This is a genomic window from Ruegeria sp. CDSA021 (genome assembly GCF_059612325.1).
On the sequence record NZ_JBXWQJ010000035.1, the window covers coordinates 1 to 9,428 of the forward strand.

Genomic DNA, 9,428 nt, shown 5'->3' on the forward strand with positions numbered 1-9,428 from the left:
TTGGCAGTTACGATGAGCCAGAAACCCTCTCTTATCAAATCGACCTAAACTGTCCCATGGGCGCTGACGTCAGACAGTTACAACAAAATTCATCACTTCGTGTATAACTTTTGAAAATCAAAGGGGCGCCCCGAATTCAAGATATTGAAACTATTGCAAAAAACAAAGTGCGCCGACGCTAACCTGGGCGAGCGGACGAAACCAACTCTGTAAGTGACCGCTCCAGCCGGCCTAGAGACAGCAGGAGCGTACGTGACGAGAGGAATGCACGCTCATCAGAAAGGTCAGCAATCACATAGTCAATTTCTCCCGTTTTAATCGAAAGCCAATCCGCATTTGTGAAACCCGTACGCGCGGATTGGTGTGATCACAAATTGGCTGTTCATGTTTAAAAGTCGCCGTTTTGATCATCAAGGAGCTTCAGATGAGACTTGCAGCGTCACAACTGCACGAACCAACGATCCTGCTACAGGGGAACGGCGCCAATATGTATCCCGGCGAAGCCGAAGAACGGGCCCTAGTCTGACTGATCAGTCATAGATTTCTACTGCCCGCGCATCCATCGCATATGAAGTTTCGATATTGGCTTGGCCATCTACATAGTTGAGCGATTGGGATCGACTGAGTGTCCGCATTTCCCCGCTAATCCAAACTGGCTTATATAACTCGTCAATTTCGAAGCCTTGTTCGTATCGCACATAGACCATCTGATTGGCTGGAGGTGGTGGTGTGTGGATGCAGGCTCCAACTGTCGGAACCAGAAGGAATTCGAACGCCTTCTGGTCGACAATGTCCAGGGGAAGTAGATAGCCAGGAAGACGCACGTTCTCCCCCAAAAGATCAAGATTCGGTTCGCGCGAAGCAATCAACCGTTGGTTCATCACAATTTCGCGTTGTTCAAACAACCAATCTGGGTCAAGACCTTGAGACACAAGATCTTCGCGGATCTGGACCGCTTCGGCGCGCTTCTTGTCATCCGCAGTGTCCGCATGCAGAACCTCAATCCGATAAAGCATGGCCAACGCATTGACCTGAGAATATTCCAGGGTGGCAAAAGGATCGTGGTAGGGCCGCTCTTCAGGAAGGAGATCCTGCCAACCTATGTTGCGCGGATCCGCTGCAAGAAGAGGCCCCGCAATCGCAAGGGCGAATAAAATATTCAGAAAATGCGTAATGGTCTTCATTTCAGCGGATCCTTTTATTCAAAGCCGCACCGACAGTCCGTCTGATAGCGTCATACGGTACACCCTTAACGCAGGTATAATACTGGCAAGAAGACCAGAGCAGAAAACGAGGGCTATGAGAAGAACCTCGCGAAAACTCGGCAGGTCAACACCGATGCGAAGCCCAAAATTTGCGGCAAGAATCGGATCTATCACGAGCGTGAGAGCGCTGAGCGCGATTACTCCAAGCACGTTGCCGGCCGACAACAAAAAAACGGCTTCAAGCAAGATCAGGGAAAAGACGCCAGCTGGTGTTGCGCCCACGGATCGAAGGATCGCAAATTCACGCCGCCGGTTGTCGAGCGAAGCAGACAACATGACCACCATGCCGATCATTCCGGCCATTGCCACAGCGCCTGCCATCAGACGCAGTGCAGTCTCGGCCGTACTGGTAATCGACCAAAGTTGCAACAGCGCGACATTAGGGAGAACAGCAGTCAGTGCCTCGTCGCGATGATCTGCCAGTTGCCGTTGAATTGAAAGCACCGCCGTCTTCTCCTCAAGTCCGGCAAAAATCGCGTTGATGGTCCCTGGTTCATGATCATGGCCACCGTGATCGTGCCCGCCAGAGGTCCTGGCAGCTTCCGCCTCGTCTTCATGGTCGCTTTCATGGACATCACTGTCGTCATGATCCTGATGCCCTTCTTCGTGCTCGTCAGGCTCGCCGTGCTCCGCATAGTCATCGTCTTGTCCATGGCCGTCGCCGTGATCCACATGCCCGTCCGCAAATTCGCTGTCTGCGTGATCTTCGCTAGGGGAATGCTCGGTGTCATGGCCTTCGTGTTCTTCGGCGACTTCAGGTGCATCGACCAAAACAAACGGGTCCGCACCCTCTGATGCAGGTTCTTCGTGTAAGGCGTCAAAACCCTCGAGCGAGACAAAAACCATTCGGTCAACGGCCGTCCCGGTATGCCCCAGCACGCCGGTCACTGTGAAAGGCGCTTCGTCGTGAACATCAAAGGCGACTTCCCCTGAGCCATGGGCATTCACGATTTCAGTACCTGACGTGTACCCGAAAGCCTGAGCAACTTTTGCTCCAATCACTGCGCCATCTGGAGACTTAAACGGAACACCTTCAGCAAATATCAGCTGCTGGCCGCCACTATGACGAAAGTGGTCAAAATATTGCTCGGACGTTCCGATCACGGGATATCCACGGTGGTTGTCACCCATCATGATCGGCACTGTCCAGCTTACCTGGGGCAGATCTTCGATCATCTCGTAGCTGTCCCAGCTGATACCAGCGCCTGTTGTGCCTACACCAAAAACCGTTGCCATCAGGATCTGCACATCGTTTCCGCGTGCCGCAATGATCAGGTCGATACCTGATGCAGAGTTGGCAAAACCCGCTCGTGCCTCTGTTCGCAGTCGTTCAACGCCAACAATCAAAGCCACGCTCAAGGCAATGCTAAGAACAGTCAACGCAGCGATAAAGCGGCGATTGAGAAGGCTTTTATAACAAAGATTGAACATCACGTTTTGCCTGCGTTCAGCATCGGCAAGTCAACGCTCCGATCGAAGTGTTTTTCCAGGCTGCGATCATGGCTGACAAATAACAAACTCGCCCCTGATGCTTTGCATTCCTTCAACAACAACTGGACAAACGAGCCTTTTGCGTCCTCATCCAAAGCCGAGGTGGGTTCATCCGCCAAAACTACTTCAGGCGCCCCTATCAAAGCACGCGCCGCCGCAACTCGTTGTTGCTGCCCAACACTCAGTGCGCTGGCAGGTCGATTTATGAGCTCAGTATCTTCAAGACCCAGCTCACTTAGCAACCGTGTTGCGGTAGCCTTGGGGTCTGGCCCCGATCGATTGCGACGTTGCGCTGAAAACCTGCAGGGCAGCAACGTGTTTTCAAGCGCACTGAGCCAAGGCAAAAGATTAAAGACTTGGAAAACAATCCCCAAATGATCCACGCGAAAACGGTCACGATCACCTCCGGCCAAAGCCCCGACATCCGTGCCCGCGACGCGAACCGCGCTTTGCGGCACATCGATCACGCCAGCAATTGCCGAGAGCAACGTGGTCTTTCCGCTGCCACTGGGGCCTCTCATAAACACGCTTTCCCCGGCCCCAAGATCAAAGTCATCGATTGAGAGCACCGGGTCGGGTTGACCGGGCCACCGAAACACCAAGGATTTGAGTTCGACAGTTTTCATTGATGACACAGATGCTTTGGTCCGGTTTTTCAAAGATAATTGAGCTTCTTGGTGACCCAGAAAAGGATCTCTGCCAAAACCCCAATGGCTCCGGCCTCGTCTGTCTTAACCAAAGCTGTTCCTGACGTTCCAAATTGCAAGGAATTACTGTCTGCATCTGCAGGTAGTTCAACCAATACGATGTAGCTGGATATCCCGGCTAGTTCGCGCAATGAGGGAAGACCTGATCTTAGATCAACAGTACCTTCGACAGTTCCGACCGGAAAATCGGAAATACGGCCGGTAATTTCTCCACCGGGTTCCGTTCTAAATGCAAGCCGGATTTCGTCACCGACCGAAACATTGGCACGACTGGATTGGGGCAGAGTAGCAATTACTGCAAAGTCTCCGGGTTCGACAAAAGTTATTGCCCCTTGTAGCGGAGTAGCGCGGTTACCTGGTCGTAGTGATACAGCCGTGACAACGCCGTTTCCGGGCGCTTTTACAACCGTTTGCTCTAAATCCCAAAGAGCTTGCGCAAGTGTCTGTTCAGCCTCCACAACACCTGCGTCACGCCCGTCGATCTTCGCGGCGATACGCCGCTCAAGGCTTGTCTTCCGGGCTTCTGCTGCGCGGATATTCGCGGTCAACTGGTCGATGGTTGAGACAGCCTCTTGCAGTTGGAACGTGGTTGATGCCCCACGTTCTTCCAAACGGATGATGTCATCACGACGCTGAATTCCGAAAGTCAGCTGAGCAGTCAGGGAGTCAATCTCGGCCTCGGCAGCTGATAAATCTGATACCAGTTGATCGGCAGATGACTTTGCAGTTTCCAAAACAGCTTCGAGCCGGGAAACCTCGGCTTTGTACACCTCATTATCTATTCGAAACAGAGGCTCGCCTTTTGCGACTTCCTGGTTTGGCTCGACAATGACTTCTGTAACCGTGCCGGCCACATTCGGAGCAATATTCGTTGAAACACCCTGAATGGATACCGGGCCAGTCGGAGTTGTGTGGTTCAGCGCACCGATGACCACCAGAGCGATAACAGCAGCTACACCGTAAACCAGAGTTTTCCAGAACCCATTCCAGGGGAGAAGATGAAACTTGGAAAAGACCAGCCAGACTATTCCAAAGTAGAGGCCAAGTACGATTAACAAGACTTCATTCCTTCGTGATGTTTCCGGAAAGTTCGAACGACCACCCGAACTTACGAGTGATCGCCCTGTTTGTCATTATGACTTAATTGTCACCTTGCTCTTCCAACACTTTGCGGTTGGCTTCACGATGGCGCCACGCCGCGCCCATACTCTCTTTCAGATTTTCGGGAAGCGCTTCCAGAGGAACAACAAGGTCGTCATCAACTGGCCACTCGGTCAGCAGCTCAGGATGATATCCCTCGGGATAGTACAGCTTAGGATCGATCTCCATATCGCGTACGTAGGGTTCCTGAATGTCTTCGCGTCGATGGGGTGGCTTCGGCACGATCAACTGACCATTGCTAAAGTCAAACTGCGGCGCTCGTGAGTTTGGAAAATCAGGCAATATGCCTTCGCGAACCCATATTTGATCTTTGGTGACGTTCACAACGATCCCGTCCGGCGCTCCAAAGTGATAAGGGCCTTTCCAATGCTCGCGGATCTCTGCCACGGTTTCCTCGATCTGATAGGGGTCATAGCTCATGTGAGTGTTCATCAGAAGCCTGGGTTGCACCAAATTGGCAATGTAGCCGGCCGCATAACTGGGCGTGTGATGGGTATCGACGGTATACCGCCCGAGGAATGGCGGCACGCCTTGAACTCCAGAGGAGATTTCGATGATTTCCTGCTGCTGTTCCGTGACGAAGACATCACAGCCTTTGGCGAAAGGAATGTCGATCATGTTGGGTCGACCGTCACCTGTCCAGATAAAGCACATGCCATTCCAGTCCATCCGGTATCCCGACGCACCGTCCTTGGCATGGCTTCTTTGCCAGTGTGTGACTTTGACCCCGTCTTCATCATAGATCACGCCGCCATTATCACGGAAATCAAATTCGTTGACTTCGATGTCCCAACCTTTGCCAACGGGAAAGACGCTGAACGCATCCCGGTGCCAGCCGGTCATCATTTTCATGCCTTCTACCATCGTTGCGGTGCCGTACTCCTTGGTGCGGCCGGATGGGCCATGGACCGTCAACTGCTCGTGCCATCCACCGGCCCAGGTTCCAAACATCCACAGGTACGGCAGCCCACCAAAGTGGTCTACGTGCAGGTGCGTGATGAATACATCGGTAATTTCATTCAGTGCATATCCACTGGCAATGATGTTCGCTGGTGAGCCCTCACCAATGTCAAACATGAAAATCTTACCGTTACCCAACTCAACAAGAATCGCCGTGTTCATTTGCCCAGGGCGAATGAACGGGGCAGATCCCATGAAAATAATTCTCATCTCGTTAGGCTGTACATCTTCGGTGCGTGGGAACCAGTTTGCCGCACTTTTCAACCACGGTTGAGGAGAGATGCCCTCAAAGGTCAGACCCTCTTTCCAACGTCCCATTGGGACGCCGCCAGTCAGTGCAGCCTCAATATCTTCTTGGGATGAGGGCTCCTGTACCGGAGGAGCCTGACCGAACGCACTTGTGGCGAACAATGTCGCCGCGGTGGCGAGTGCGCTGAGTGACTTAATTGACTTCCTCTGTCTGTTTTGCAGCATATTTTCAGTCCTTTGTTCGAGCCTGGGTGAATATGGGAACCACTTCTGAAATGGCTTTCGGGACAATCTCTGAATTGGTGAATCGAGAGAGATGCTCGGCGATTTCCTCGGCCAGCCCGTCTAGGCTTTCGGTGACAGGATCGATCAGACATGGTGACGTCTGCTCATTGACCTTCCGGGCCCTCTCCAACTCGGTTGAGAGCAACTCGAAGTCACCGCAAAGTGCCTCGAATCCACGATGGTTCTTTCGCATGACGCGGATGCGGCTGACTTGGTCCGGAAAAGCGAGCTCTAGTAAACTGATGTCCGTCATTGCCTTGGCGCCTAGTCCATCTCTGGGCACCAGTCTGAGGCACAACGCGCAACGCGGAAGGGTTACACCGTGAAATTAGGGTGACAATCAAATATTCATTTGACAGTATAGAATTGAAAATACAGAGAAACTTGAAGTTTCAGATGCCCGACAGAGAATTGACCCTTGATCCGGAACGTCACGCGACCCGTGTGAAGTACGCGCTAGACCAGGTATTGGCGAGTGACATATTTGGCAAGGCGGAACGCCTTAGGAATTTTCTGAGCTACGTTGTCGAAGAGGCCATTGCGGGTAGGTCCGAGGCTATTCTTGGCAAGACAATCGCTCAGGATGTTTACTTCAAGAGTTTTGCCAGTGATGACGGCCATATCAACGTTGTTCGTGTGGATGCGGGGCGGTTACGGCGGAAACTTCAGCAGTACTATGAAACGGCAGGTGCTGGAGACGATCTGCGCATTCACATTGATAGCGGCGGCTACGCGCCTTGGTTCGAGGACCGCTCTGGTATAATTCAGAGCAATGTCGATCATACACCATTCAGGCCAGGGTTACCTTGGCTGATTGGGATCCCTGCTGTCACCATAGCGATCATTGCTCTTGCCAACATCTTGGGCGGGCGCATGGAACAGGTTGTTGACCTCAACCCAAACACATCCGCGCGCTCACTTGAGCGACAGGCTCTATCCGCTAAATCACCCGCTGCAGTACAGGCGTCAAACTACTGCGATCAAGCTCGGGGCCTGCTGTTTCCAATCGCAACTATCGAAAACCAGATCCTGGCCAGCGACATATTTAGAATGGCAATAAATGAGGCTCCCGATTTTTACTGTGGATATGCCGGATTGGCCCATAGTCTGGGAACCCAGGCTCTCCTAACGCGAGGCGAGGAAGAGCGTGACACGCTGATACTGAATTCAGGACAAATGGCACAGAAAGCTGTGGACATTGCGCCCTCAAACGGCTGGAGCCAATCGGCAATGGCATGGGTATCTTACGTTTCTCGCGACTATGACAGAGCATTGGAGTATTCAGCACTCGCGCAGTCGCTTCGACCCAATGACGGAAACGTTCTGGACTTTCGCGGCGTGATACTACTGGTTATGGGTCGCTTTGAAGAAGCGTATGACGTCAGCGACCCAAGCCACCCCAGAGAGATAGGAAGTCATCGGTTTGCCCACAGGAACATTCACGCGGTTGCCAGTTTTCACATCGGTGAGTTTAGGGAAGCAATCGCATCTCTGGAATTTGCGAGTGACAATGGTGACCCTGTCAGCGCTCTCTCTTTGGTTTACTTGGCGGCCGCCTATCAGAGGTTGGGTGAGACAAATGAAGCAGAGGAAACACTGAATCAACTGAATCAGTCCTGGCCTGAGTTCAGGCCAGATTTGGTTCTGGGTGCGTTTTACTCCAGCCCAGATTTGTCGGAAGAAGTGATTTCCGCCTTAACGGATGCGGGATGGCGGTTTTAAGATATACCCTTTCGAGCCATGACTGGAGACAGGCCCACGTACGTAAAGTGTGATTTGCCGTCAACACAAGCGAACATACCTTGGTAGTGTTCTTGAACGCCGAAAGCGGTCATCGGAATTTGTTGTAGCGAACGGCAGCTTTGTCCGCTCTTTTCCCATTCACAGGCACCACGGCTGGCGTCAGCTTACAAACAACATCCACATTGCTAATCTCGTTGCCCTTTCATCGAAGAAATCCGACCCCTTCTACGACAAACCAACGTTTGTCGGTGACGGAGGGATGAAGCATGGTCGAGTATGTTGTCTATTGCCGGGTTTCAACCGAACGGCAGGGGCGATCCGACCTTGGGCTTGAAGCGCAGCGGGCGATGGTCGAGCAATTCCTGACACCCGCCGATCAGGTGGTTGCCGAGTTCACAGAAGTCCAATCCGGCAAACGAGATGACCGGGCCGAATTGTGGAACGCCATCATCCTTGTGAAGAAGACCCGCTCGAAACTGTTGATCCCAAAGCTGGACAGATTTTCTCGGAAGGTGTCGTTCATCTCCGGGATCATCGACCAAGGGATTGAGTTGGTCGTCTGCGAACACCCGAACGTCTCAACGTTCTTCCTGCACCTGTTGGCCTGCTTTGGCTCACGGTTGCAGACAACGAGTTTAAGAACTGAGCACGGCGGCTTGGAAGATCACTAAACCTGAAAAAAAGAACACTTCGTTCTCTGGCGAACTGTTCCGATCGTGTGTTCAGATGTGGTTTGGGCTAAACTCGTTTTATGACCATTGAACCCAGACTGGACATTATCGGCGCTGCACTGGCCGACCCCAGCCGCTCACGTATTCTGTGCGAGTTGATGGATGGTCGGGCATTCACAAACAAGGAGTTGGCCTGCGCTGCCAGTGTCAGTCCGCAAACGGCAACCGCACATCTCAAGCAACTTGAGTCAGCTGGCTTAACGTCTTCCTTGCGCAGTGGACGACACGTATATCACCGGATCGCCAACGAAGACGTTGCTGGCGTCCTTGAAAAACGGGCAAGCCTTTCACCAACCGATCACCTCTCCCGGAACCGCAAGACCGCTTGCGACACACTTCTGGCCCGCAGTTGCTACAATCACATAGCTGGTCGGCTCGGCGTTTTGATGACGGATCGCATGATTGCCATTGATGTACTGCTCATAAACGCTGACAGCGTTTCCATTGGCCCATGCTACGATAAGTTCCTGGACAAGATCGGGATTGTGGCTCCGACCACATCAAGCAACAAGCCCGTCGTGAAACTGTGCCTCGATTGGACGGAGCGGCGCCACCACATCTCAGGTCCACTTGCGACCAAGATAATGAATGAAGCCCTTGATGCAGGATGGCTTGAACGACGTATTGGAAGCCGTGCATTGACCATTACCGATAACGGTTTTGGTGCTTTCGAACGTGTTTTCGGCTTGAGCAGAACAGAACTGGAAATCTCAGCCCACGAATGACTGTTCGGTCGGTACCGAACCGTCTTTTACCTCAGTGTCCGTCGTCAGGGATTTTGGGACAGATGGCCGCCTGATCTAAGAGAGGGTCTGGCTCAACTGGTTGTTGTGATT

Annotated in this window: 9 protein-coding genes; 3 read left to right on the forward strand and 6 right to left on the reverse strand. The window is 52.5% G+C overall.

What is annotated here, in order from left to right; genetic code table 11:
- Window positions 1-530 precede the first annotated feature (530 nt).
- The 6 genes from AC2FLD_RS22110 to AC2FLD_RS22135 all read right to left on the reverse strand — a co-directional run bounded on the left by AC2FLD_RS22110 (window position 531) and on the right by AC2FLD_RS22135 (window position 6,371).
- A complete protein-coding gene (locus tag AC2FLD_RS22110; protein ID WP_496674415.1) occupies window positions 531-1,184 on the reverse strand; it encodes a DUF3299 domain-containing protein in 654 nt (217 codons plus the stop codon).
- 18 nt (window positions 1,185-1,202) lie between these two features.
- Entirely contained in the window at window positions 1,203-2,696 is a 1,494-nt protein-coding gene (locus tag AC2FLD_RS22115; protein WP_496674418.1) for an ABC transporter permease, read from the reverse strand.
- A complete protein-coding gene (locus AC2FLD_RS22120; protein ID WP_496674421.1) occupies window positions 2,696-3,382 on the reverse strand; it encodes an ABC transporter ATP-binding protein in 687 nt (228 codons plus the stop codon). Before AC2FLD_RS22120 ends, AC2FLD_RS22115 begins: the two co-directional genes overlap by 1 nt.
- Before the next feature lie 29 nt (window positions 3,383-3,411).
- Window positions 3,412-4,521 carry an HlyD family secretion protein gene (locus AC2FLD_RS22125; RefSeq protein WP_496674424.1) on the reverse strand — a complete coding sequence of 370 codons (1,110 nt, stop codon included), beginning with the start codon at window positions 4,519-4,521 and terminating at the stop codon, window positions 3,412-3,414.
- 82 nt (window positions 4,522-4,603) lie between these two features.
- Window positions 4,604-6,058 (reverse strand): guanitoxin biosynthesis MBL fold metallo-hydrolase GntH, encoded by a 1,455-nt coding sequence (gntH, locus tag AC2FLD_RS22130; protein ID WP_496803732.1) that lies wholly within the window; start codon window positions 6,056-6,058, stop codon window positions 4,604-4,606.
- Window positions 6,059-6,062: 4 nt separating this feature from the next.
- On the reverse strand, window positions 6,063-6,371 hold the full coding sequence (locus tag AC2FLD_RS22135) for a hypothetical protein (RefSeq protein WP_496674430.1): 309 nt from the start codon (window positions 6,369-6,371) through the stop codon (window positions 6,063-6,065).
- 143 nt (window positions 6,372-6,514) lie between these two features.
- Here AC2FLD_RS22135 and AC2FLD_RS22140 point away from each other — a divergent pair, with 143 nt between their 5' ends.
- The 3 genes from AC2FLD_RS22140 (at window position 6,515) to AC2FLD_RS22150 (ending at window position 9,317) form a co-directional block, all read left to right on the forward strand.
- Window positions 6,515-7,840, forward strand: a complete 1,326-nt coding sequence (locus tag AC2FLD_RS22140; protein WP_496674433.1) for a tetratricopeptide repeat protein — start codon at window positions 6,515-6,517, stop codon at window positions 7,838-7,840.
- Between the two features lie 287 nt (window positions 7,841-8,127).
- Complete coding sequence (locus AC2FLD_RS22145; RefSeq protein WP_496674436.1) at window positions 8,128-8,532, forward strand: recombinase family protein; 405 nt, start codon at window positions 8,128-8,130, stop codon at window positions 8,530-8,532.
- Between the two features lie 80 nt (window positions 8,533-8,612).
- Window positions 8,613-9,317 (forward strand): ArsR/SmtB family transcription factor, encoded by a 705-nt coding sequence (locus AC2FLD_RS22150; protein WP_496674439.1) that lies wholly within the window; start codon window positions 8,613-8,615, stop codon window positions 9,315-9,317.
- Window positions 9,318-9,428: the final 111 nt, after the last annotated feature.

Bases quoted from the DNA above. Each gene is read 5' to 3' on its own strand.
- AC2FLD_RS22110 (WP_496674415.1), bottom strand. From the start codon at position 1,184: ATGAAGACCATTACGCATTTTCTGAATATTTTATTCGCCCTTGCGATT.
- AC2FLD_RS22115 (WP_496674418.1), bottom strand. From the start codon at position 2,696: ATGTTCAATCTTTGTTATAAAAGCCTTCTCAATCGCCGCTTTATCGCT.
- AC2FLD_RS22120 (WP_496674421.1), bottom strand. From the start codon at position 3,382: ATGAAAACTGTCGAACTCAAATCCTTGGTGTTTCGGTGGCCCGGTCAA.
- gntH (WP_496803732.1), bottom strand. From the start codon at position 6,058: ATGCTGCAAAACAGACAGAGGAAGTCAATTAAGTCACTCAGCGCACTC.
- AC2FLD_RS22135 (WP_496674430.1), bottom strand. From the start codon at position 6,371: ATGACGGACATCAGTTTACTAGAGCTCGCTTTTCCGGACCAAGTCAGC.
- AC2FLD_RS22140 (WP_496674433.1), top strand. From the start codon at position 6,515: ATGCCCGACAGAGAATTGACCCTTGATCCGGAACGTCACGCGACCCGT.
- AC2FLD_RS22145 (WP_496674436.1), top strand. From the start codon at position 8,128: ATGGTCGAGTATGTTGTCTATTGCCGGGTTTCAACCGAACGGCAGGGG.
- AC2FLD_RS22150 (WP_496674439.1), top strand. From the start codon at position 8,613: ATGACCATTGAACCCAGACTGGACATTATCGGCGCTGCACTGGCCGAC.